The following is a 23,119-nucleotide window of genomic DNA, read 5'->3' as shown; positions in this document are numbered from 1 at the left end:
AGAATTAATAATTTTCCTATTTTTGGACTATGAAAATCGACTCAACACGTTTTATTGTTTTAACTCTGATAGTTATTCTTGCGGCGCTCAGCCGCGCCCTCCCACTGGTGATTGATCATACATGGAATTTCACAGCGGTTGGTGCTTTAGCCATTTTTGCTGGTGCTCAGTTCAGCGACAAACGCCTTGCATTCATCATGCCTTTAGCAGCGATGGCACTTTCAGACCTTTTGTTCCTCAACAATGGTTTTAGTTTACTCGTTTACACAGGATTTATCGCAATGGTTGCCTGCGGGTTCTTAATAAGAAACAAGGTAAATACGATGAATGTAATACTGGCTTCGTTTATCAGTGCATCTGTATTTTTTCTGATCACCAATTTCTCATTCTTTTATCCGGTTACCATGTACCCGCGTAATATTGAAGGAGTTTTAGCATCATATACGGCTGCTTTGCCATTCTTCAGGAATATGCTTATCGCTAATCTGGTTTACTCAGCGGTAATGTTTGGAAGTTTCTATCTTCTGGGAAAACGTTTTCCGGTTCTTGCCAAAGTATAATTAAAAGATAATTGTAAAAGCCCGTCCCTTTAAATGGCGACGGGCTTTTTTATGCCTGAGATTTAAGTAGCTGCTCAACCAATTTGGGAACTCCTACCGAGGCCGGTTCATTTATCCTCACTACATCACGGGAAACAGTCGAGTCATTGAGGTCGACGATGAATTTTGAAGCATTGTGGGGAACCATATCGATCAGCCCCGCCGCGGGATAAACCTGCAGAGATGTACCTATCACAATAAACACATCGGCTTGCATGCAGATCTCTACTGCCTTTTCGATCATCGGTACAGTTTCACCGAACCACACCACATGGGGCCGTAGCTGGGTACCCAATTCACAAAGCTGTCCCATTTCTATTTCCCATCCTGGGATTTCGTAAGTCAGTTCCGGATTGATGCTGGATTGCGACCTGGTAATGATTCCATGCAGATGCAGGATATTTGAAGAACCCGCACGCTCATGAAGGTCGTCGATATTCTGTGTGATTATCGTAACATCAAACTTTTCCTCCAGCTTTACTAGAGCACGGTGGCCCTCATTCGGCTGCGCATCCCGTACAGATTTACGACGCTCATTATAGAATTGCTGAACCAGTTCCGGATTGCGCTGCCAGGCTTCAGGAGTTGCCACGTCGTATACATTATGTCCTTCCCAAAGGCCTCCTGCATCCCGAAAGGTTTTTAAACCGCTTTCGGCGGAGATGCCTGCGCCGGTGAGGATGACTGCTTTTCTTTTCATTTTGGAGGGTGTATTATGCGAAAATAGTGAAATAGGCAAAATTGTGGATGGAACAAGGAATAAGGAGCAAAGAATAAAGACTTACGGCAGACGTACGAAAGGGTGTCGGTGCGAGGAGGCACGACGAAGCAATCTCCGAAAAGTGTAAAAGAGATTGCTTCGCTATGGCTCGCAATGACAGAACGCCTAGGAAATGTTTATCGAACATCCATACGCAATAGCTTCAAAGGTAGCACGCAAATAATCTGCGCTCTTTGCGAAAACTCTGCGTCCTCTGCGGTAAAATAGTTTTCAAGTACTACCTAAAATCCAACCTAAACCCCGCATTAAAATTTAACCCTTTCGTAGTATACCCACTGAAATCAATATAATCCTCATCCAGCAGGTTCTTAATATCTGTAAACAAACTCAGTCTGGAGGATGCTTTATATTGCGCGTACAGATCCACCATATTGTAGGAATCCATATCCGTGTTAACGGTTTTGAAAGTAGAACTGTCAAAGTAGCGATCTTTACGATCACCGGTATATTTGTAGATCAGGTTGAAGCTGAAATCGCGGTTCACATTAAAACCTGCGTTTAGGCCAAACGAATCTTTGGGACGTCTGAACAGATTAAAAGTCTCGCTTGTTGGTGTAGTCACTTCCCCATTCACATGTGCGTAGAATGCCGTAAGATCGATGCGCGAAACAGGCTTAAAAGCCAGTTCCAGTTCGAATCCATTGTCTTTCTGGTTGTTCTGATTAATATACCCAAAAACACCCGGCCTTACCTGGCCGAAATCGATAACATTGTCAATGTCCCTTTTAAAATACGAGAATGCAAGATTCAATTTATCCGTCAAGTTGAAATCAAATCCAGCCTCATAAGATACTGAGGTCTCAGGCTCCAGAGTAAGATTTCCATACTGGGAAAACAATTGGTATAAAGATGGCACCCTATAAGCCGACGATAGGTTTACAAAAAGCTTGTACCTGTTGGAGATAAGATAGGAAGGGTTTATCGTGTAAGTAAAATTAGTGCCGTATTGGCTATGATCATTTACACGCCCCCCCAGTTCAGCCTGAAGACCAGAGTTCGACCGGAAAAACATAGAAGTAAACAAGCTTTTGATATTATTATCGGCAAATAAAGGAGGGCTGAATGAATTATGCTGATCGGTTTTTGAAAAACGATAACTCACACCGCTTGCAATATCAATAAACTTAGTGAAGGCAATGTTCAGATTGGATTCCAAATGGGAAATCTGCCCGCCATTATTCGTAACAGAACCCCTATTGTTATAGGTATTACGAACGCTATTCTGGCTGAGGTTAAACCCTAATGTGCCTTTATTGAACGAATACTTCCCTCCGATTCCAGCAAGAATCGCTGTTTTGTCATAGGTATAATCTTTAGCATCCGCGAAAGCGCCATTATCCAGGTCAGCCTGATTATTATTGCCCTGAAAGTTTCCCCTCAAACTAAATCTGCTGCTCAAATCCTGGCCTATATTCAGTGAAACCGACTTTTGATGGAAGCCATCCTTGTCGAAATCTGTTTCACCTTTCGCAGGAGCGGCGGTTGAGAAGGCTTTTGAATCCAGGTTCGAAGCACTGATTGCTACAGAAGTACTACCTATTTGGCCGTTCAAGCCCAATATCTGTTTAAAGGTGTCGTAACTGCCGCCAGTTGCAAGTAGATTAGCTCCAAGTTTTCCGCTGCCTTTTTTGGTGATGATATTGATGACACCGGCAACTGCATCTGAGCCATATAAAGTTGAATTACCACCTTTAAGGATCTCAACCCGCTCCACCTGATCAACGGGGATGGCCGAAATGTTATACTCCCCGGTAATTTCAGAGGCATCGTTGACGGGGATTCCATCAATTAGAATCAATGTATTTGCCGCTGATGCGCCTCGCATGTATACCGACTTGACATCCCCCGGATTATTTCCGTTGCCGCCGATGGTGATCCCTGCCACGTTGTTTAATACTTCCGGAAGCGTACGGCCCTGGCTTCGGGCAAGTGTTTCGGCCGTAATAACCCGCGCTACCTTACCAATTTCTGAGATTTTTTTGGGAGAGCGGCTGGCAGTTACTACTACTTCGCCAATAGTTTCAGAACCCCTGTCCTGCGCGATTGAATTGCTGTGAAGCAATAGTGATGGTAAAAGCCCCAGGCTTGCCATCAGGAATAATTTTGTTTTTTTCATTTTGTTGTGAGGTTTTTTATCCCACAGCAAACAGATAATGAAGGAATACAGAAATGGCCCTGTTGTACACCAATGCCATTCAAGCTTCAATCCCCGAAAGCTATGAATTGTTAAGCACAGGCAGGTCTTCTGACTTACTCCCGGCTTATCCGGCCTTCCCATCTCCGCCTTGGGCGGAAAAAGTGACCATTAGATTGGATAACCGTTGTGGAGAACACAGCAGCGGGACTGTCCGGGATTCTAACCCGGTTCCCTTTTAATCCCGATTGTGAAATCGGGAACCAAATGTGATGCAAATCTAATACAAGAATTATTAATTCCAAACCGGTTCGAAACACAACTTCAAATTTCTGGCAGAATGTTATATTTAATACCTGAAAGGGATGATAGCCGCTTGCTTTTTTATGGTAAAGCTAATATTCTATTAAGACAAACTTAAAATTGCCTTACGCGTTCAACGATTATATATATGAAAGATTTACCACTTACCGTAAGAAGATCCATTGAACTGCTCGGCCTTTTTCTGCTGGGCGCACTGCTTGTTTTAGGACAAGGTATAATAATGCCAGTACTCATGGCATTTTTCATCAGCATTATGCTGCTTCCAGTTTATCGTTTCTTACGCAAGTGGAAAGTTCCGGAGGTCCTGGCTATTTTTCTTCCCATACTGATGGTAGCCATATTCATTGCGCTTATTGTCTGGTTTTTCTCGGCGCAGGTGAGCATGCTGGTCGCAGATTTCCCCTCGATACAAAGAAATGTTTCTATTCATTTAAAATCTTTAAGCGATTGGATTAACCAAAAAACTGACTTTAGCACTCAGGAACAGGTCAAGTTTCTACAGCAGCAGAGTGCCAAGATGTTTGCAAATGCTGGCTCAATGGCTGGCGGTGCAGCCGGTTCTGTCAGTTCTGTATTTATATTTATGGGTTTAGTCCCTATATACATTTATCTATTCCTTTTCTATAAGAACCTCCTTCTCCGTTTTGTATTTATCTGGTTTGAAACAAGTCAGCACAAAAAGGTCGAGGAAGTGATGAAAGAAACTGAGGTAATCATCAAAAGCTACCTTATAGGATTGGTAATCCAGATCAGTTATATCACCATCCTTTTGGGTGGGATACTGATGCTGATCGGAATCGAACATGCGCTTCTGATCGGAGCCATATTTGCCGTGCTGAACCTTATACCTTATGTCGGCGCACTGATTGGAAATCTGATTGGTGTCCTTCTTACCCTGACCTCTTCCCCGGAGATAGGGCCGATTTTTACAGTACTCGGAGTTATAGCATTTGTTCAGTTTCTGGACAATAACATATTAATGCCCAGGATTGTAGGCTCGAAAGTAAGAATCAATGCCTTTGCTGCCATTCTTGGTGTATTCATCGGAGGAACGCTTGCAGGTATTTCCGGAATGTTCCTGGCTCTGCCAATGATCGCTGTGCTGAAAATCATATTCGACCGGTCTGATATATTTAAACCCTGGGGAGTTCTTTTGGGCGATGAAAGGCCAATCAGAAGCCCGATGTCATTCCTGCGATTAAGGAAAAAGAGTAAGAAGGTTACAGAGGAAATTCAGAAGGAAGATCATATCACCCCCGTAAAATAATTAGCAAATGAGCAAATTTGAGAATTAGCAAATCGGGAGGGCGTTTTCATCGGTTAAATACGTCCCCAATTTTCTAATTCTCTAATTCTCAAATTTTCTAATTCAGTGTATATACCATCGACGCTCCTTTATAATTTGGATTCATCGAAGGACTCAGGCTGAAGTTATTTTTGCTTCCCTTTTTGTGTAAGTGTGGTACCAAAACACCAACACCCGCTCCCAGGGCATATCCGATTAAATTGTCACTCAGGAAGTGTTGTCCTGCACGTAATCTTAAATATCCAACAGAAGCCGGAACAAGTGCTGCGGCCGCCCATACATAAGGCTTTGCTTTTGAATCAGGGTTAAAATCCTGGAATACTTTAGCAAGGAAGAAAGTTGCGGTTGCAGTTGCAGCTGTGTGACCAGCATAGAATGAACGCTGGGAGTCGCTATCCATGCGTTTCTCTAAAGGGGCAGCTGAGCCATAAACCAGAGGCCGGCTATTTTGCACAGCACCAGCAGTCAGACTAAACATAGCACCCGTAATTGCCATTGATTCAGTAAAAAGAACCATGATCTGTCCTGCCTTTTTGCTTTCATTTTTATTTAAAAGCATAACAACCGGAGCAACGAATGACGCATAGAAAGGTATGTAACTGTCTTTATCAGCTTTTTCAGAAAAATTACCGGCACTAAAACGGTCGAAGCCATTTACATCCTCAGATGATTTAGCAAGAGCTTCTGCTGCGGTTAAACCTTCCTTGTTTTTAATCATGTTAACCCCAAGATAACCCAGCCCGAGGCTTCCGAGAATAATCGGGGCTTCAACTTTAAGCGAAGTCTCATAAGGAGAATCATTTTGTGCGAATGCAGTGCAGGAAATAAGCACTGCAAGTAGAAAAGTAATGGTTTGTTTCATATCGTTTTTTGAAACTGTTCTTCAATTCCCAAGCCAAATAATGCGAAATCGTATTTTACTGGGTCACTTGGGTCGAACTGACGGAGGTTTTGTGTAAGCTCAAGTGCCGTTTGCCAATCTACCTGTTTACGTGTAATTAGTTTTAGTTTTCGGGCTACTCGTTCTACATGGAGGTCTGTCGGACAAATAAGATCTGCCGGCCTTATCGACTTCCAGATACCAAAGTCTACTCCATTATCATCATCACGTACCATCCAGCGCAAAAACATATTTAAACGCTTACAAGTCGATTTCTGTAAGGGAGAAGACACATGTTTGACGGTTCTTCGCGGGAAATCTGGTAGTGAAAAGAAGTAAGCTCTGAAATAATTCAGGGATTTCTCTACAGTGCGTGAGCCGATTTCAGCGGCGTAACAAGGTGCGGAAGATGGAATATTTGAAGTCGTATGTCCCGGTGGACTGACTATAAAATTATCCCGAAACTCTTGTGTATTGCCTCCATCAGCAAGTGGCATAAAGGCATTTTCGAGGCTATCAAATTTTTTATAGTGCTGTTTGAAAAACTCAACAAAATATAAAGTGTCCGTATCGTTAAACGTACGATGTTTAAACCCCAGGAGACGTTTCAGATCTGAATCCTCATGATTGATAATAAAATCATAAGGAGCACTATCCATCAGGCGGATGAGTTCCGTGCATTTGTTTATGATGGTTTTTCTTTGTCCCCAGGCCAGCATTGCCGACCAAAACCCCATGATCTCTATATCCTGTTTACGAGTGAACCTATGCGGAATACAAATCGGATCGTTTTCAATAAAGCCCGGGCGGTTATAGAGATCAACCTTCAGGTCCAGAAAATCCTTCAGATCCTGGAAAGAAGTATTAGATTGGAGTATTACTTCGTTTGCTAATTTACTGATTCCCAAATTTGTTTATTTTGCTAATTTGATAAGGCTTGTTTAATATCCTCCAAAAGATCCTCAATATCTTCAACCCCCACACTTAACCTAAGCAAATTTTCCGTCACCCCCACTTTCTCCCGTTCTTCCTTAGGGATCGACCCATGTGTCATAGAAACAGGGTGATTGATCAATGACTCGACACCACCGAGCGATTCCGCAAGGGCAAATACTTTAAAGGATGAAGCAACCCGATAAGTTTCTTTGAGATCGGCACCTTTCAGTGTGATAGAAATCATCCCGCCAAAATCACGCATCTGCTTCTTCGCGATATCATGATTAGGGTGGTCAGTAAAACCCGGCCAGTATATCTTATCTACTTTCGGATGATCCTTAAGAAACTCAGCAATTTGCCTTCCGTTTTCGCAATGAGCTTTCATGCGCAGATGAAGGGTTTTCAAACCACGCAAAACCAGAAAACTGTCCATTGGCCCCGGAGTAGCGCCACATGCATTGTAAATGAACCAAAGTCGTTTATAAAGCTCATCGTCATTAAGCATTAAGGCACCCATTACCACATCCGAGTGGCCGCCAAGATATTTGGTAACTGAGTGCATAACGATATCTGCACCAAGATCCATTGGATTCTGTAGATAAGGCGAAGCAAACGTATTATCAACGGCAAGCAGTAAATCTTTCGCTTTCGCGATATCAGCCACTGCCGCGATGTCTACAATCTGCATAGTAGGATTGGTTGGAGTCTCAATCCAGATTAGTTTGGTGTTTGCATTGATATATTCCTTCACATTCTCTGCCCGGGTCATGTCAATAAAATGAAACTTCACCCCGTAATTGGCAAAAATCTTTGTGAATATGCGATATGAACCGCCATATAGATCGTTACCAGTAATAACCTCATCGCCAGGGCTCAGCAATTTCATCACAGCATCAGTCGCGCCCATGCCGCTTGAGAAAGCCAAAGCATGCTTTGCATTTTCCAAAGCTGCCAAACACGACTCCAAAGCCTTCCGCGTTGGGTTAGTACCCCGCGAATATTCATAACCCTTATTATCCCCAGGCGACTTCTGCCAGTAAGTAGACGTCTGATAAATAGGAGTCATAATAGCCCCTGTTGTTGGATCAGGCTCCTGGCCCGCGTGTATTGCTTTAGTCCCGAATTTCATTTTTATACTTTTTGAATGTATCTACTATACTCCTTTTAATATCCCTACCAATTACCGAATCCTCTTAACCGTCAACTGCCAATTCTCCAATTTCAACTTTCACCTATCACCTATCACCTATCACCCTTTTTTCAACTCTTCTCACTACTAACCACAACCCCCGTATCTAACTCCGTCCTAAACTTATACCCCATTCTTTTTCCCGTAGGATAACCCGAATTAGCTCCCATAAATTGCTTCTCTTGCAGGGAAATCTGTCTAACTGTTTCAAAAGGCGGCGTAAGCAGGTCAAAATCCATACAATATATAATAGCCAGTTCCAGGATCTCAACAATTTGGGCCGGTTTGATTTTTCCCTTTCCAAATGAATTAAACAAGAAGCCAAGCTGGCTTTGTCCCTCGACAAAGAAATGTTCCTCGTAATTGATGAAGATGCGCCCAAGCAAATAACCCACGTCAGAAGTGCGATTGTATTTCAGCGAGTCAGCTAAAAAATTATGGATGTGTATTACCCCGCAATATTTTCTGGTTGGCTCATCTTTGACGTACTTCAGCTGATTTACAGCATGTTCCGGAGGAAAGCTAAACACGTTACTGTGCATGGATATTACCAGTACATCGCCTGAAAACTTCAGCTGTGCTTCAAAATCACCTTTCTCGGAATATTGGATCTCGACATCCGGATCTTTATCCTTAAAATCGGTGTGCATTTTGTCACCGATTTCTTTCAGCTGAGCTTTAAATCTCTCAAATACCGAATGTGTTGTTCTGAAAATATCTTGTTTCAAGCAAGCTTTCTGTTCCAGGAGCTTTAGGATATGGTCATATGGGGTAAGGTCTGCCACGGTAATTGGATTAAATGTTTGGTTGGACGTAGAGATAAATTACGAAATAAGGATTAAAAATTAAGAATCACTAACACTAATCACTAATAAGCTCTAGCGAATAAAACCCGCTGTATAGAAGGTTTTCCGGTAACCATACATACCCCTTCCTCCTGCTTATTATTTAAAGGAATACACCTTATAGTAGCCTTCGTTTCATCTTTAATCTGTTTTTCAGTTTCCGGGCTTCCGTCCCAATGAGCTGAAACGAATCCTGCTTTCTCATCTAAAACTGTTTTAAACTCCTCATATGAATTCACTTCACGAGTGTTTTCTTCACGGAACTTTAAAGCTTTGTTAAACATGTTTTGCTGTATGTCAACAAGTAGAGTTTCTATGTGAGCTATTAATCCTTCTCTTGAAATGGTCTGCTTTTCCTTGGTATCACGTCTCGCGATTTCGATGGTACCGTTCTCAAGGTCCCTGCCCCCTATAGCCAATCTCACAGGAACACCCTTAAGCTCGTATTCTGCAAACTTAAATCCAGGACGCAAGGTGTCACGGTCGTCAAACTTGACAGAGATATTCTTGCTTTTGAGTTCAGCTGATATTTCCTTTGCAAGCAGAGAGATCTTTTCCAGTTCTTCATCTGAGCGATAGATAGGAACAATCACCACCTGGATTGACGCAAGCTTCGGTGGAAGCACCAGCCCGGAGTCGTCTGAATGGGCCATGATCAAAGCTCCGATAAGACGCGTTGAAACGCCCCATGAGGTAGCCCAAACATGATCAAGTTTACCTTCCTTGCTCGTAAACTTGACATCAAATGCTTTCGCGAAATTTTGTCCAAGGAAGTGGCTTGTGCCTGCCTGTAATGCTTTTCCATCCTGCATCAAAGCTTCAATGCAATAGGTATCTAAAGCTCCGGCAAAGCGTTCGTTGGCGGTTTTTTTACCTCTAATAACGGGTAAAGCCATCCAGTTCTCGGCAAAATCGGCGTAGACATCAAGCATACGCTCGGTTTCCTCAATCGCTTCCTGCGATGTAGCATGGGCCGTGTGGCCTTCCTGCCATAAAAATTCAGCTGTTCTTAAGAAAAGCCTGGTCCTCATTTCCCAGCGTACTACGTTAGCCCATTGATTTACCAGGATGGGTAGATCGCGGTATGACTGTATCCAACCTTTATATGTATTCCAGATAATAGTCTCAGAAGTGGGCCTTACGATAAGTTCTTCCTCTAGTTTTGCGTCCTCGTCCACGATAATATTGCCATTGCCATCGTTCTTTAAACGATAGTGGGTTACTACCGCGCATTCTGTAGCAAAACCTTCTACATGAGAAGCTTCTTTGGAGAAGAAAGATTTGGGTATAAATAAGGGGAAGTAAGCATTACTATGCCCTGTGTCTTTAAACATCTTATCGAGCGCCGCCTGCATATTTTCCCAAATCGCATATCCATAAGGCTTTATTACCATGCAGCCACGAACAGCAGAGTGCTCGGCCATATCTGCTTTTGTAACAAGTTCATTATACCACTGTGAATAATCGTCTTCTCTGCTTGTTAAACCCTTGCTCATAACTTGAAATGGAATAGATTACGTATATTTATTAATTATAATGTTAGCCAGCAAAGTTATAAAACTAGATGAGGTATTATAGTTTTGAAATGCAACCAAATAATGAATACTATCGTCTTAAATATAATCGTTGATTAGACATCCTAATAGCACTGTTATGAAATCCAAACTTATATATCTGTGGTCAATTTCCTCACTTTTGGTAATGGGCTCATGCGCAACAAGTAATCAAACTGCTCAGCAGGTTGATCAGAACGATGATGTATACTATTCTGAAGCGAGAGCGAGAGAAGAAGTAGTCGTTATTGCCCAGGTTAAGAAAGAAGTAATCCGGGATGATGAGTATGTATCTGAACAAGAACTGTACGGAGATGTATATTCCGGGGATTATGCTTCCAGGATCCACCGGTTCCGGAACTACGCGCCTTGGAGAGGGTATTACAATGACATGTATATGAATGGATACGGAAATAGATTTGGCTATGGAAATATGTACGGGAGCTATTATGATGATTTTTACAGCCCATTCGGTTTATATGGAGGTCCGGGTTTGAGTGTGAACATAGGCTTTAATAACGGTTTCTACAATTACAATCCCTGGAGATTCTATGGATACAATTACGGAAGTAATTTCATGGGGCCATACTCCTATTACAATCCCTACGGAATGGGATTTGGACGCGGGCTATATGGCAACGGTTTTTACGGAGGCGGATACGCTGTTGGCCGTCCGGAGTATGTATCGCCGAATTATCGTGCAAGGCCTACAAGGGGCTCCGACGCATTTCCAGTTGATCCGGGTGCTGTGAATCCAAGAGATTCCCGTGGTGTTATCAGAAATGGTAATACTGGAGATGCCATTCAATCACGCGGAACCCGTGCAGAAAGATATGATGGCAGAACATCTACTACTCCGTCTTCGACCAGGCCGGCAGCAACTTCACCAAGGCCGGAAAGAGTTAGTCAGCAGCCTCAGAGAGTTTCTCAGCCTGAAAGAGTAAATTCTGCTCCTCCATCTAACAATACCGGCGGTGGTAGAAGCAGCGGTGAAAGCAGCAGTGGAAGTGGCTCACGTCCTTCAAGGGGAAATTAAGACCAGGAAACATCTTTATGAATTTCAGAATACTATTAACCGTAGGGGCCATAGTGGCTGCTACAGGACAAACATATGCGCAATATTCAGGCGATGCCCTGCGCTTTTCTCAAACGCCTTACGGAAGTACGGCAAGATTTCAGGCTGTAGGGGCTCTGACTGGTGTGGGCGGTGATCTTAGCTCTGTAGGAAGTAATCCAGCTGGGCTGGGTTTATTTACCCGTTCCGAATTCAGTATAACTCCTGAGTTCTCAAGTTTTAGTTCTGATGCCCAATATTTGGAAGACCGGAGCCTGGGTAGAAAAGATCAGATGAGCCTTGCACATGCAGCGGTTGTCTGGAATTCTACGCTTACAAAGCCAAAGGGTGCCCCTCTTGATGAAGGCTGGATAAGTGTCAATTTTGGTTTGGGATATAACCGAACTAAAGGTTATGGCAATAACGTCATCTTTTCAGGCACCAATGGTGCGAATTCTATAGCAGACTACTATTCTGAAATTGCTACAGATAATTATGGTGCTCCTTCTACCCTGCCCGCAGGTACGCTCGAACGGATGGCTTATGATAATTATCTGATAGGTTATGATGCTGCTGGCTACTATTTCCCTGAAACGGATGTAAACAGCCTTCAGGAAAATACTACTGACCGGACTGGCTCGCAGTCTGAGTTAAATTTCGCCTTCGGAGCGAATTATGGCAATAAGTTTTATATCGGTGCGAGTTTTGGCCTTGCGAGCATAAACTATAATTCATATACTGACTTCACAGAGGATGGATATAATGTAACTGAAGGAAGCGATTATGTCCTGACTTACCAGCAGCGGCAAGTAACTACCGGCTCAGGAATCAATGGGAAAATAGGTGCAATATTTCGCCCTACACCTAATATCCGACTGGGAGCTACCTTCCAGAGCCCTACCTGGTATACCATTGACGACACCTATGGCGAAAAGCTTGATACCCGCTACGCCAAAAATGTAGATGGTGCAACTGACTATACTAATGAAGAGGAAATCTATGATTATAGCTACAAGCTGCGGACCCCAACCAAATTAAGCGGTGGCATTAGCTATTTCTTCGGAACCCAGGGTTTTATCTCTGCCGATGTTGATTTTGTCGACTATTCAAGCATCAATTTTTCTCCCGCGACAAATTCCACTGATAAGGTGACCATGGATAATAACCGGGCAGTACTGGATAATTTTAAGAGTGCTGTTAATTATCGTATAGGTGCTGAGTATAAGATTGAAAGCTTCATGATTCGCGGAGGATACGGTGTTCAGGGGAATCCATATAAAAACCTTTCTGACACTGATTTGAATATAAATACCTATAGCGGGGGCGTGGGTTACCGGATTAATAATTATTACGTTGACTTAACTTATCAAAATGTGGGATACAATTCCAGCGTTACACCATACACACTTAATAATGGAACCGGGCCGGTTGCTTCCTTAAAGAATTCAAGGAATAATGTTTTCTTAACAGTAGGTTCGCGGTTTTAGGGAGTTGAGAGGTGGAAAACTGAAAACTGAAAGGGGAAGGCGCTTTGCGGGCTCTTCCCCGACTTGATCGGGGATCTACTCAATGACACGCGGCCCAAGCCGCTGTAACCGCCCCCATACTGAGGCGGTTTTTTTTTTAAATCAATCCCTTTCTAATTTTTCCCCGCAAACGATCTCAGCATCCAGGTATTCTTTTCCTTAAACTGCATAAACTTGTTGATCAGGTCGTTGGTACCGTCATCTCCTGCGTCGGAAGTGGTGGTCATTATTTCTCTTTCCAGTTCAATAAGGTTACTGAAATCGTCGAGGACTGCAAGTACCATATCATTGTCTTTCATTCCAATGGTGTCAACCTCTTTCAGCTTAGAAACCTTAATATAATCAGTAAACGTACTGTAAGGTGATTTTCCAAGGGTCAGGATACGCTCTGCTAGTTCGTCTATTGTCTGCTGCGCATTGTTATAAAGTTCTTCAAATTTAACATGAAGAGTGAAAAAGTGCGGTCCTTTTATATTCCAATGACAACCACGAAGCTTTTGGTAGTGAATATGATAATTGGCCAATAGGTCATTCAACTGGTCAACAATAGGTTTAACTTCTTTTTCTTCCAGGCTAATTTCTTTTGCATTCATGTTATTTACTTTAGTTAATATAATTTTCGAAAATTGCGTACAAATTTCTTCACGGAATAATTCTGATTTTAGAACATGAAAGTCGTTCAAAAGTTTCAATTGGTGTATTTTTGCCGACCATGGCTGCAAGAGTAAACTTAACCAAACCGTGTTTATCAGAGAGGTTTTCTGGCCTGATATGGAAAGTGCAGGTACATCAATCCGGGGTTTTAGGTATTGAAACCCGGAATACGGAACTTAAACAGGTTTCTTTCAGCGCATTTAACTTTAAAACTGGAGAAACTTATTTCAAGGACCAGACATATGATGAGAAGTGGAATCTAAGCCTCGCTTTTGCGGGCGAACGAAACCTGATTCTATCCGCCCGGGAACATTCGGAAACACCGGAGAATAAGGGAGTAATATCAATCCATACATTAGACGGCAGCATACGCTGGCAAAAATTCAATATCTCCCTAAATCAGGTTGGGGAAGCTGGGCTCCAGGTATATGATTCGAGATTTCAGCCCAGAAAATACTTTTGGGTTGACCACATCAGCGGGGAAATAATAACTGCCCCCCTCCTTCATGAAGCAGTTGAGAATCTTTTTTTTCCAGAAACTGATCCTTTCTTCGTTATACCATCATTTATTGAACATGGGTTTTTAGTCGGTGAATTAGTGGTTTTAACGCACTCAGGCAAGGTTTTCCTAAGTTTTCATGAACGGGATGGAGAGTTTTTTAAACAAAGATTAGTTGTCTATCAGGATGATAAGGTGCTTATAGACGATATATTAATTTCGGGTATACAAAAATTGCAGCCGGAAGCGTTCTTTATCCAGCAAAACCATCTCTTCTATATCAGGCAAAAGGAAGAAATGGTTACTTATTTAGTATAATTGCAAACTTTTAACAAATTTCATTAAATGCTAACAAGACTAGTTTTATCACTTTGTTTTGCAATATTCTTTTGCACAGCAAATGCCGCAATAAAAATAGATTCAATCAGTGTAGAGAACTTAAACGGGAAAAAGACAATAGTTCATAAGGTTGAAGCCAAAGAAACTTACTATTCCATCGGTCGTAAATATAATGTCACCCCCCAATCTATTATCCAGTTCAACAGCAACCGTACACTACAGATTGGAACTATACTGAGGGTACCGACAGACCGTTCTTTTGCAGCCGCTCCGGTTCAGAAGGCACCCGAAAGGAAAGAGACCGCTCAGCCTTCAAAAACAGCGGTAATAGATTACAAAGTAGGCCCCCGGGAATATCTGATTGCTATCGCCAGAAAATTCAACACCACTGTTGAAGACATAAAGACACTGAATAATTTAACAAGCAATAATCTCGCTGTTGGCCAGATTATCAAGGTTCCTTACGGATCCACAAACGCTGTGAGCGTTCCTCCGCCCGTACGACTCGATTCCCCCAGGGTGGAAACCAGGAGATCTTCCACAGAGATTGATAGTAGCTTAAATGCAGTGGATCGTTTAAAACTGCCGCCAGCAAGATATGGCTTAAGAGAGGTTGATGAACGCGGAGTTGCTATCTGGATAACTGACGAAAATCTGGATGGTTCGAAGATGCTGGCCCTACATATGACTGCTCCAATAGGTACAGTGGTAAAGGTCACCAATCCCATGTCTGGGAAAAGCACCTTTGTTAAGGTTGTTGGTAAATTTACTCAGAATGAATCTACAAAAGATGCTATCATTGTAATTACCAAAGCGGCCGCGAATCTTGTAGATGCGCTGGACAAAAGATTTCAGGCAACGATAGTATACGGAGTACCTCATGAATAAAAAGCCATTTGTAATTGGTATTGCTGGCGGAAGTGGATCAGGAAAGACCTTTTTTCTGAAATGTTTTCTCAATCATTTTAAAGACAGTGAAGTGTGTCTGGTTTCCCAGGATGACTATTATTTCCGGGTTGCTCATAATATGACGGCAGAAGAAAATAAGCTTTATAATTTTGACGAGCCCTGTACCATCGACAACGACCTTTTTATGAGCGACATAAGCAAGCTCATAAATGGTGAAACTGTTCTTCAGAAAGAGTACACCTTCAATAATCCAAATGCTGAACCAAGGCTTCTGGAGATTAAACCTGCTCCAATAGTCATTGTAGAAGGCTTATTTATTCTTCACTTCGAAAAGATTGCCCAGCTTTTAGATCTTAAGATTTTCATAGACACCGAGGAAGAAATTGCTCTTCAACGCCGATTAAGACGTGATTTAATTGAAAGAGGTTATCCCGAGGATGCCGTTTTATATAAGTGGAATAATCACGTGGTACCTGCCTATAAAACCTATCTTCTGCCTTATAAGGATGGATGTGATCAGGTGATAACGAATAATACCCATGTAGCTGAGGATATTATCACGATCACAGATGAGATTTCGGAGAGATTGAGGGCGACGGTTTTAGGGTAACCTCACGTACCGTTCGTAAGAGATTGCCGCACTGCGCTCGCAATGACACCCTCAATTACAACACCATCTCCGGCACATCCCCCTCAATAACCAACTTCCCAGCCGTAGCTTTCTTTATATCCTCAACACTAATACCTGGTGCACGTTCCAGTAATTTAAAACCACCTTCCGGCAAAACCTCAAGTACAGCCAGCTCTGTAACGATCTTTTTCACACACCTTACCCCTGTTAGTGGCAAACTGCACTCTGCCAGCAACTTACTTTCACCAGCTTTGTTTACATGCTGCATGGCAACAATGATATTCTTTGCCGAAGCGACCAGATCCATTGCACCTCCCATTCCTTTTACCATTTTACCGGGAATCTTCCAGTTAGCAATATCACCCTTTTCGGAAACTTCCATCGCACCCAATATGGTCAGATCCACTTTTTGGGAACGAATCATTCCGAAACTTAGAGCCGAATCAAAAATGGCTGACCCAGGCAAGGTGGTGATTGTTTGCTTCCCTGCATTAATCAGGTCGGCATCCTCTTCTCCTTCAAAAGGAAATGGACCCATACCTAATAAGCCGTTTTCCGACTGTAAAACCACATTTATCCCCTCAGGGATATAATTAGCCACCAGAGTAGGGATACCAATCCCCAGGTTTACATAATATCCGTCCTTTATTTCTTTCGCAATACGCTTTGCGATACCGTCTTTATCTAACATTTTAATTTGTCGATTTGTTAATTTGTCAATTAGCTACACTCTTGCCCTAACCGTCCTCTGCTCAATCCTCTTCTCATAATCCTTCCCCTGGAAAATACGGTGAATATAAATCCCCGGCGTATGCACATGATCCGGATCCAGTTCCCCTACTTCTACCAATTCCTCCACTTCAGCGATTGTTATCTTACCTGCCATCGCCATCACCGGATTGAAATTACGGGCCGTTGAACGGTATATTAAGTTTCCTGCGGTATCGCCCTTCCAGGCTTTAACAATGGCGAAGTCAGCTTCGAAGGCCAGCTCCATGAGGTAATCCTTACCATTGAAATTCCGGGTTTCTTTACCTTCTGCAACCTCTGTTCCTACACCCGCAGGCGTAAAAATTGCCGGCATGCCATAACCTGAAGCCATACAGCGTGTAGCTAAGGTGCCCTGCGGGATGAGTTCAACTTCTAATTCTCCGCTTAGCAGCTGTCTTTCGAATTCCGCATTCTCTCCCACATAGGAGGAAATCATTTTCCTTACCTGCTTTTGCTTTAGCATCAGCCCAATGCCGAAATCGTCGACCCCGGCATTATTAGAAATACAGGTGAGATCCCTTACTCCTTTTCTGACAAGCGCATTAATACAATTTTCGGGTATGCCGCACAAGCCAAACCCCCCGAGCATGAGGGTCATGCCATTACTAATATCCCTGATTGCTTCATCAGCATCAGTAACTACTTTATTGATCATAATTTATTGGTTAGTACGCGAAAATAGTAAAAGCCGGGAACTTATTTCCTCATCAGAACAATGATCTTATCGTTGTTACCAGTATTGTCGGATTTGTTAAAGTAGTGCCGGAGTAAGTATACCGCACAATTTTCTCCATATAAGTGCCGGATCGATCGTAATTGTACACAACGAAAACATTATTTTCCTCTTTAACGTGTTGCTTTATAATTTGTTCTCCTATTTCAGATGCACATAGGTAATGCCATCGCCGCCGCGATCGGCATGCTCATCTTCAATCCGTGCAACCTGGGGGTATTTACTCAAATAGCCCCGTATCAATTTACGTAAAATACCATCGCCCTTGCCGTGAATTATTTTAAGTGTACTTAATCCCATCATTACTGCCCGGTCAAGGTATTTTTCAATCTCATGTAAAGCTTCTTCACCCCTGCGGCCGCGAAGGTCGAGCTCTGTGCTGAAGCTGGAAAAATCCTGTGTTAGGTCGTGTGCATAGGACTTGCGAATTTCTTTAGGAACCGACTTATTAGATATTTTCTCTACGCGCTTCAGCTTGACAACCGACCTCAAATCGCCCATAGCCATAATAACATTGTCGCGCGCAATTTCCATGACCTGTCCTATAGTTTCAGAGTCGATCAATTTTACCCAATCGCCTTTTTGAAGTTCTGGAGGGGCGGTGTCTGCTTTCACCACCTTTTTAACCGGGACACTATGCTTTTTTAATTCTTGCTCAAGGTTCTGCCGGAGTTTTTGTGTCTGCTCTTTTTCCGCTTTGTTCTCTTTGATCTCAGAAATGGTATTTTCAATCAATTTATTGGCATTCCTGATAATATTTTGTGCTTCAATCTTAGCGTCCTTCAGGATAGTTTTCTTATTCTCCTCCAGATAAGATTTTAGCTGCTCATTCTCCGCCAGCATCACTTTTAATCCCCGCTCCTTTTTCTCCAGGGATATCCGTGTATCAATCAGTTCTTTTTTGTCTCTTTCGAGATCAACTAAAAGAGTGTCAACTTTCTTCTGATAATCACCGATTTTATTCTTCGCCGAAGCCAGTACTTTCTGGCTCAGCCCGATCTTTTGAGCAATCTCAAAAGCATACGAGCTCCCCGGCTTGCCAAGCGATAAAATATACAAGGGCTGCATCTCCTGATTATTGAAGAGCATGGATGCGTTTTCCAACCCGGGGGTAGAGTTTGCAAAGGTCTTTAAGTTCGAATAGTGCGTTGTAACCACACCCCGGACCATTTTCTGATTCAACTCTTCAAGAACAGCTTCGGCTATAGGCCCCCCAAACTGCGGGTCGGTGCCTGTACCAAACTCATCAATTAAGATAAGAGTCCTTGAATTGGCCATCTCCAGGAAATTCTTCATTTTCGAGAGGTGGGCACTATAAGTACTCAAGTCGCTTTCTATCGACTGATCATCACCAATATCGGCGAATATTTGCTTGAATAATCCAATTTTGGAATGTTCGTCGGCGGGAATAAGCAGACCCGCCTGTACCATGATCTGAAGTAAACCAACGGTTTTCATACAAACCGATTTACCTCCTGCATTGGGCCCGGAGACCACTATTACCCTTTGCTGCTCGTCGATTTTAATATTGAGGGGGACCACCGTGTGATGATCCTTTTTAAAGTTCAGAAATAATAAAGGGTGACGCGCATTGATTAAATCAATCTCCGCTTCTTTAACAAGCACAGGCATTTCTGCCTCAATACTGATTGCAAACAGCGCTTTGGCCCTGACAAAATCCAGTTTTGTGAGAAGCCCATGATAGGATAATAACAAAGGCACATAAGGCCTCAGTTCATCGGTCAGTGCTACGAGGATCTTGATAATCTCACGCCGTTTCTCAAATTCCAGGTCGCGGATAATATTATTCAACTGAAAAACCTCCTCAGGTTCCATATAAACAGTTTGCCCGGATGAAGACTCATCATGAATAAAACCCTTGATTTTCCTTTTATTTTCCGCGAGTACCGGGATGCATAAACGCCCGTCGCGTACTGTTAAGCTTCCATCCGCCGTCCAGCCACTGTTCTGAGCGCTTTTAAAGATCTGATCTATTCTTTTTCTTGCTTCCTGTTCCGCTTTCGCGATGTTGGTGGTGATATCCTGAAGTTCTGAAGAGGCATTGCTTCTGATCTTTCCCTTCGGATCTAATATCTTATCGATCTTAACGAGGATGGACTTCTCGATAGGCAAATGCTCGAATAAGGCTTCCAGATTGGGATACTGCCCTTCTCGTTCGGTAAAATAGTGAATAACGGCAAAGACTGTGGCAAGCGACAATGAGACCTTGAAAAACTCATCTTCGGAAAGATAGACCCCTTCAACCCGGGCTTTTTCCGCCATTACCTTGATATCAAAAAAATTAGTGATCGGTAATGGTGAGTCGTTAATAAGGATGTTTTTGAATTCCTTAGTCTGGCGCAGAAACTTATTGATATGATCGAAGTTATTCATCACACTGATCTTATCAACCATCTGCTGCCCCATTGTACTCAGGCAATAAGATTTAATCAATTCTTTAATATCCAGAAAACCAAGCTTCTCTGCTGCGTTGTGCGGGTATATCATTTAGGAGCCTTCTGAAATGTCTTTATCTGTTCCTTCATTTGAAGTTTATTCAGAGTTTTTTCTTTGGCTTCCAGTTTTTTGGTCACCCTGGTGTACATACTATCAAGCAGTGCAGGCTGCATGCTGTAATACTTCAGACTCTTGTCGAATGCAGCCTTACTTATATTATGGTTTTTATACACGGTTGCGTAGTAATTTTTTCCTGATGTTCTAAGCGTATCAGTATACATCAAAGTCGACATATAACCATCAATTACGGTCATGTCTGTTAATACGTTCACCATTTTTTGTTGGTCAAGTACACCTTCGGGAAGCTCCTCGGTAGAGCAAGCTGTCAATAGAAAGAGGGAAATGATTAATAGTTTTAGTCGATTCATATTATATATATGGGTATGAAGTAAACTACCCATCCAATGTCTTGATACTTGATACTTGCTACTTGATACTAATTCCTGTACTTTTAACATTTTAATTTCCTCACAAAATTACGCATTTAATGAGCATTGGAGCTAATATATCAGCTATAAAGGAAGAACTGAAAAATACAAAGGTCAAGTTAATTGCCGTATCCAAGACCAAACCAGCAGAGAGTATCGCCGAAGCATATGCTGCCGGTCAGAGGGTTTTCGGTGAAAATACAGTGCAGGAGCTGGTTGAAAAGTATGACACGCTACCTAAAGATATCGAATGGCACCTCATCGGGCACCTGCAAAGCAATAAGGTAAAGTATATTGCACCGTTCATTAGCATGATCCATTCTGTCGACAGTTTAAAGCTGGCACAGGAAATTAATAAGCAGGCAGTAAAAAATGGGCGGGTTATCGACTGCCTGCTTCAGATCTATATTGCTGATGAAGACACTAAATTCGGTCTGGATTTCGCAGAGGCGATAGAATTGCTCCGCTCCGAGGAGTTTGTGGAACTTAAGAATATCCGAATCCGTGGAGTGATGGGTATTGCAACCTTAACCGAAAACCAGCGCATGATTAAAGATGAGTTTTACGAACTAAAAACCTTCTTTACAGGTTTAAAAGAAACCTTTTACAGGAAAGACGCCGATTTTACCGAAATATCCATGGGGATGTCGGGCGATTATAAACTTGCCATTGAGCAGGGTAGCACGTTGATCAGGCTTGGAAGCACCTTATTTGGTGTGAGGGCCAAAAAGACTAAGACAGCATAGATTTGACATAGAAATTATCAGAATAGATGGATATAAAAATACGGGTAGCCAGGATTGAAGATTGCGGGCGATTATTGGAACTTATACATGAGTTGGCAGTTTATGAAAAGGCCCCCGATGAAGTGAGCGTAACGCTTAAAGAGTTTGAAGATGCCGGATTCGGTCCTAATCCAGTTTGGAAAGCTTTTGTAGCTGAAGCTGATGGAATCATCCATGGATTCGGATTGTACTACGTCCGCTACTCCACCTGGAAAGGGTGTCGTTTGTATCTGGAAGACCTTTTAGTTACTGAGCAAATGCGCGGTAAAGGAATCGGCAAAATCATTTTCGACAGGCTGATTCAGGAAGCTGTTGAAAAGGGATTCAATGGCATGTCATGGCAGGTCTTAGACTGGAACGAACCGGCGATAAACTTCTATAAAAAGTACAATGCACCATTGGACGGCGGATGGCTGAATGTTTCACTTTCAAAGGAACAGCTTGCAAATTTCCACTAATTCTAAGATTTGTGATTAAGGTATTTAAATTCGGGGGGGCGTCCGTTAAGGATGCAGAAGGAGTAAAAATCCTGGCAAGTATTCTATCCTCTTATCAGGAGGGCCAGATTTTGATTGTAGTGTCGGCGATGGGTAAGACCACTAATTCACTGGAAGATTTAGCTGACTTATATGCAAAACAAAACCCTGATGCACATCAAGCCTTTCAAGAAATTAAGCAATACCACTACAATATATTAAACGGGCTGTTCGATGATCCACAAAATCCGGTATTTGATGATATTGAAAACGCTTTTATAGAAATCGACTGGATCCTGGAAGAGGAGCCTCACCCTGATTACGACTTCAACTATGACCAGATCGTTTCTATTGGCGAATTAGTTTCGAGTAAAATAGTCGGAGCATACCTGAATTCCATAGGCTTAAAAACCAAATGGATCGACGCAAGGGGTTTTATACATACCGATAACAGCTACCGTGAAGGAAGAATTGACCAGGTTAAGACTGCTGCTTCTATACAAAGCCTGAGCGAGACCCTTGTTGATCAGTTCATAATCACCCAGGGCTTTATTGGCGGCACTTCCGAAAACTTTACCACTACTCTTGGACGAGAAGGCTCAGATTATTCAGCGGCTATATTTGCCTCCGGGCTTAAAGCCGATTCCCTGACCATCTGGAAAGATGTTCCGGGAGTGTTGAATGCCGATCCTAAGGTTTTTGGTGATACTAAGGTTTACAGCCATATCCCCTATGTAGAAGCTCTTGAAATGGCATATTATGGTGCGTCAGTAATTCATCCGAAAACAATAAAGCCACTTCAAAACGCTGGTATACCTTTGTTTGTGAAATCCTTTACCCATACTGGAGATCCGGGGACCAGAATCGATAGCGAGTCGACTTTTGATAAAAGTTTCCCTGCCATTATTCTAAAAAAAGAGCAGGTATTGCTTTCGCTGAGATCGCCGGATCTGTCATTTATTGACGAATCGGTGCTGGGAAGCATTTTCAGTACTTTGGCGCTTGCCAGTATTAAAATCAATATGATGCAGGTATCCGCTTTAAGTTTATCAATCTGCACGGATTACAATGAAGCGAAATTCAGCCGGCTACTTAAGCAACTCTCTGCATTCGAAATAAAATATAATACCGGCCTGGAACTGCTCACAATAAGGCATTATACCCGTCCGGATATTGAAAAGCTTGTTTCCGGCAGGAAGGTTCTGCTTGAACAGCTTAGCCGCAATACCGCTCAATTTGTTTTAAAATAA

General features: G+C 42.6%; 22 protein-coding genes and 1 riboswitch. Of the genes, 10 read left to right on the top strand and 12 right to left on the bottom strand.

The genetic code is table 11. The features are described from left to right. The first annotated feature begins 29 nt into the window (after positions 1-29). A complete protein-coding gene (locus WBJ10_RS06375; protein WP_424288687.1) occupies positions 30-560 on the top strand; it encodes a DUF6580 family putative transport protein in 531 nt (176 codons plus the stop codon). A gap of 49 nt (positions 561-609) precedes the next feature. Here WBJ10_RS06375 and WBJ10_RS06370 read toward each other — a convergent pair whose 3' ends face one another. Together WBJ10_RS06370 and WBJ10_RS06365 are read right to left on the bottom strand one after the other, a co-directional pair. After that, a complete protein-coding gene (locus WBJ10_RS06370) occupies positions 610-1,299 on the bottom strand; it encodes an SIR2 family NAD-dependent protein deacylase (RefSeq protein WP_424288686.1) in 690 nt (229 codons plus the stop codon). Between the two features lie 298 nt (positions 1,300-1,597). Then, a complete protein-coding gene (locus tag WBJ10_RS06365) occupies positions 1,598-3,496 on the bottom strand; it encodes a TonB-dependent receptor plug domain-containing protein (protein WP_424288685.1) in 1,899 nt (632 codons plus the stop codon). Positions 3,497-3,598: 102 nt separating this feature from the next. Further along, positions 3,599-3,797: riboswitch (cobalamin riboswitch) on the bottom strand. A 168-nt stretch (positions 3,798-3,965) separates the two neighbouring features. Between WBJ10_RS06365 and WBJ10_RS06360 the strand changes: the two genes are divergently transcribed. Then, positions 3,966-5,105, top strand: coding sequence for an AI-2E family transporter (locus WBJ10_RS06360; RefSeq protein WP_424288684.1), 1,140 nt, complete (start codon positions 3,966-3,968; stop codon positions 5,103-5,105). A gap of 97 nt (positions 5,106-5,202) precedes the next feature. Here WBJ10_RS06360 and WBJ10_RS06355 read toward each other — a convergent pair whose 3' ends face one another. The 5 genes from WBJ10_RS06355 to proS all read right to left on the bottom strand — a co-directional run bounded on the left by WBJ10_RS06355 (position 5,203) and on the right by proS (position 10,490). Further along, positions 5,203-6,006: a phosphatase PAP2 family protein gene (locus WBJ10_RS06355; protein ID WP_424288683.1), complete on the bottom strand. Its 804-nt coding sequence runs from the start codon at positions 6,004-6,006 to the stop codon at positions 5,203-5,205. Beyond that, positions 6,003-6,932: a TIGR02757 family protein gene (locus WBJ10_RS06350; RefSeq protein ID WP_424288682.1), complete on the bottom strand. Its 930-nt coding sequence runs from the start codon at positions 6,930-6,932 to the stop codon at positions 6,003-6,005. The genes WBJ10_RS06355 and WBJ10_RS06350 overlap by 4 nt, the downstream gene beginning before the upstream one ends. A gap of 14 nt (positions 6,933-6,946) precedes the next feature. Further along, on the bottom strand, positions 6,947-8,089 hold the full coding sequence (locus WBJ10_RS06345) for a cystathionine gamma-synthase (RefSeq protein WP_424288681.1): 1,143 nt from the start codon (positions 8,087-8,089) through the stop codon (positions 6,947-6,949). A gap of 131 nt (positions 8,090-8,220) precedes the next feature. Then, positions 8,221-8,934: a hypothetical protein gene (locus WBJ10_RS06340; RefSeq protein ID WP_424288680.1), complete on the bottom strand. Its 714-nt coding sequence runs from the start codon at positions 8,932-8,934 to the stop codon at positions 8,221-8,223. An 83-nt stretch (positions 8,935-9,017) separates the two neighbouring features. Next, entirely contained in the window at positions 9,018-10,490 is a 1,473-nt protein-coding gene (gene proS, locus WBJ10_RS06335; RefSeq protein WP_424288679.1) for a proline--tRNA ligase, read from the bottom strand. Positions 10,491-10,647: 157 nt separating this feature from the next. Between proS and WBJ10_RS06330 the strand changes: the two genes are divergently transcribed. Next, complete coding sequence (locus WBJ10_RS06330) at positions 10,648-11,583, top strand: hypothetical protein (RefSeq protein ID WP_424288678.1); 936 nt, start codon at positions 10,648-10,650, stop codon at positions 11,581-11,583. Between the two features lie 17 nt (positions 11,584-11,600). Beyond that, positions 11,601-13,088, top strand: a complete 1,488-nt coding sequence (locus WBJ10_RS06325; protein WP_424288677.1) for an OmpP1/FadL family transporter — start codon at positions 11,601-11,603, stop codon at positions 13,086-13,088. A 152-nt stretch (positions 13,089-13,240) separates the two neighbouring features. Here WBJ10_RS06325 and WBJ10_RS06320 read toward each other — a convergent pair whose 3' ends face one another. Beyond that, entirely contained in the window at positions 13,241-13,720 is a 480-nt protein-coding gene (locus WBJ10_RS06320) for a Dps family protein (RefSeq protein WP_424288676.1), read from the bottom strand. 119 nt (positions 13,721-13,839) lie between these two features. On the opposite strand from WBJ10_RS06320, the gene WBJ10_RS06315 reads away from it, so the two are divergent. The 3 genes from WBJ10_RS06315 to WBJ10_RS06305 are packed head-to-tail and all read left to right on the top strand — an operon-like array spanning position 13,840 to position 16,138. Next, entirely contained in the window at positions 13,840-14,598 is a 759-nt protein-coding gene (locus WBJ10_RS06315) for a DUF4905 domain-containing protein (protein WP_424288675.1), read from the top strand. Between the two features lie 27 nt (positions 14,599-14,625). Beyond that, a complete protein-coding gene (locus tag WBJ10_RS06310; RefSeq protein WP_424288674.1) occupies positions 14,626-15,507 on the top strand; it encodes a LysM peptidoglycan-binding domain-containing protein in 882 nt (293 codons plus the stop codon). Next, a complete protein-coding gene (locus WBJ10_RS06305) occupies positions 15,500-16,138 on the top strand; it encodes a uridine kinase family protein (RefSeq protein ID WP_424288673.1) in 639 nt (212 codons plus the stop codon). The genes WBJ10_RS06310 and WBJ10_RS06305 overlap by 8 nt, the downstream gene beginning before the upstream one ends. A gap of 55 nt (positions 16,139-16,193) precedes the next feature. On the opposite strand, the gene WBJ10_RS06300 is transcribed toward WBJ10_RS06305, so the two are convergent. The 4 genes from WBJ10_RS06300 to WBJ10_RS06285 form a co-directional block, all read right to left on the bottom strand. Continuing rightward, entirely contained in the window at positions 16,194-16,850 is a 657-nt protein-coding gene (locus WBJ10_RS06300) for a CoA transferase subunit B (RefSeq protein ID WP_424288672.1), read from the bottom strand. A 33-nt stretch (positions 16,851-16,883) separates the two neighbouring features. Next, on the bottom strand, positions 16,884-17,585 hold the full coding sequence (locus WBJ10_RS06295; protein WP_424288671.1) for a CoA transferase subunit A: 702 nt from the start codon (positions 17,583-17,585) through the stop codon (positions 16,884-16,886). Positions 17,586-17,804: 219 nt separating this feature from the next. Continuing rightward, positions 17,805-20,171, bottom strand: coding sequence for an endonuclease MutS2 (locus WBJ10_RS06290; RefSeq protein WP_424288670.1), 2,367 nt, complete (start codon positions 20,169-20,171; stop codon positions 17,805-17,807). Continuing rightward, on the bottom strand, positions 20,168-20,548 hold the full coding sequence (locus tag WBJ10_RS06285) for a DUF4296 domain-containing protein (RefSeq protein WP_424288669.1): 381 nt from the start codon (positions 20,546-20,548) through the stop codon (positions 20,168-20,170). Before WBJ10_RS06285 ends, WBJ10_RS06290 begins: the two co-directional genes overlap by 4 nt. A gap of 119 nt (positions 20,549-20,667) precedes the next feature. On the opposite strand from WBJ10_RS06285, the gene WBJ10_RS06280 reads away from it, so the two are divergent. The 3 genes from WBJ10_RS06280 to WBJ10_RS06270 are packed head-to-tail and all read left to right on the top strand — an operon-like array spanning position 20,668 to position 23,119. Further along, a complete protein-coding gene (locus WBJ10_RS06280) occupies positions 20,668-21,354 on the top strand; it encodes a YggS family pyridoxal phosphate-dependent enzyme (protein WP_424288668.1) in 687 nt (228 codons plus the stop codon). Between the two features lie 26 nt (positions 21,355-21,380). Beyond that, complete coding sequence (locus WBJ10_RS06275) at positions 21,381-21,851, top strand: N-acetyltransferase family protein (protein WP_424288667.1); 471 nt, start codon at positions 21,381-21,383, stop codon at positions 21,849-21,851. 11 nt (positions 21,852-21,862) lie between these two features. After that, entirely contained in the window at positions 21,863-23,119 is a 1,257-nt protein-coding gene (locus WBJ10_RS06270) for an aspartate kinase (protein WP_424288666.1), read from the top strand.

This window comes from Daejeonella sp. (assembly GCF_049655485.1).
In the GTDB taxonomy this organism is placed as follows: domain Bacteria; phylum Bacteroidota; class Bacteroidia; order Sphingobacteriales; family Sphingobacteriaceae; genus Daejeonella.
This window is presented reverse-complemented; position numbering and strand designations above follow the sequence as displayed.

What these genes read in the sequence shown, in the direction of transcription:
- WBJ10_RS06375 (WP_424288687.1), top strand. Translation starts at nt 30, where the DNA reads ATGAAAATCGACTCAACACGTTTTATTGTTTTAACTCTGATAGTTATT.
- WBJ10_RS06370 (WP_424288686.1), bottom strand. Translation starts at nt 1,299, where the DNA reads ATGAAAAGAAAAGCAGTCATCCTCACCGGCGCAGGCATCTCCGCCGAA.
- WBJ10_RS06365 (WP_424288685.1), bottom strand. Translation starts at nt 3,496, where the DNA reads ATGAAAAAAACAAAATTATTCCTGATGGCAAGCCTGGGGCTTTTACCA.
- WBJ10_RS06360 (WP_424288684.1), top strand. Translation starts at nt 3,966, where the DNA reads ATGAAAGATTTACCACTTACCGTAAGAAGATCCATTGAACTGCTCGGC.
- WBJ10_RS06355 (WP_424288683.1), bottom strand. Translation starts at nt 6,006, where the DNA reads ATGAAACAAACCATTACTTTTCTACTTGCAGTGCTTATTTCCTGCACT.
- WBJ10_RS06345 (WP_424288681.1), bottom strand. Translation starts at nt 8,089, where the DNA reads ATGAAATTCGGGACTAAAGCAATACACGCGGGCCAGGAGCCTGATCCA.
- proS (WP_424288679.1), bottom strand. Translation starts at nt 10,490, where the DNA reads ATGAGCAAGGGTTTAACAAGCAGAGAAGACGATTATTCACAGTGGTAT.
- WBJ10_RS06330 (WP_424288678.1), top strand. Translation starts at nt 10,648, where the DNA reads ATGAAATCCAAACTTATATATCTGTGGTCAATTTCCTCACTTTTGGTA.
- WBJ10_RS06325 (WP_424288677.1), top strand. Translation starts at nt 11,601, where the DNA reads ATGAATTTCAGAATACTATTAACCGTAGGGGCCATAGTGGCTGCTACA.
- WBJ10_RS06320 (WP_424288676.1), bottom strand. Translation starts at nt 13,720, where the DNA reads ATGAATGCAAAAGAAATTAGCCTGGAAGAAAAAGAAGTTAAACCTATT.
- WBJ10_RS06315 (WP_424288675.1), top strand. Translation starts at nt 13,840, where the DNA reads ATGGCTGCAAGAGTAAACTTAACCAAACCGTGTTTATCAGAGAGGTTT.
- WBJ10_RS06310 (WP_424288674.1), top strand. Translation starts at nt 14,626, where the DNA reads ATGCTAACAAGACTAGTTTTATCACTTTGTTTTGCAATATTCTTTTGC.
- WBJ10_RS06305 (WP_424288673.1), top strand. Translation starts at nt 15,500, where the DNA reads ATGAATAAAAAGCCATTTGTAATTGGTATTGCTGGCGGAAGTGGATCA.
- WBJ10_RS06300 (WP_424288672.1), bottom strand. Translation starts at nt 16,850, where the DNA reads ATGTTAGATAAAGACGGTATCGCAAAGCGTATTGCGAAAGAAATAAAG.
- WBJ10_RS06295 (WP_424288671.1), bottom strand. Translation starts at nt 17,585, where the DNA reads ATGATCAATAAAGTAGTTACTGATGCTGATGAAGCAATCAGGGATATT.
- WBJ10_RS06290 (WP_424288670.1), bottom strand. Translation starts at nt 20,171, where the DNA reads ATGATATACCCGCACAACGCAGCAGAGAAGCTTGGTTTTCTGGATATT.
- WBJ10_RS06285 (WP_424288669.1), bottom strand. Translation starts at nt 20,548, where the DNA reads ATGAATCGACTAAAACTATTAATCATTTCCCTCTTTCTATTGACAGCT.
- WBJ10_RS06280 (WP_424288668.1), top strand. Translation starts at nt 20,668, where the DNA reads ATGAGCATTGGAGCTAATATATCAGCTATAAAGGAAGAACTGAAAAAT.
- WBJ10_RS06275 (WP_424288667.1), top strand. Translation starts at nt 21,381, where the DNA reads ATGGATATAAAAATACGGGTAGCCAGGATTGAAGATTGCGGGCGATTA.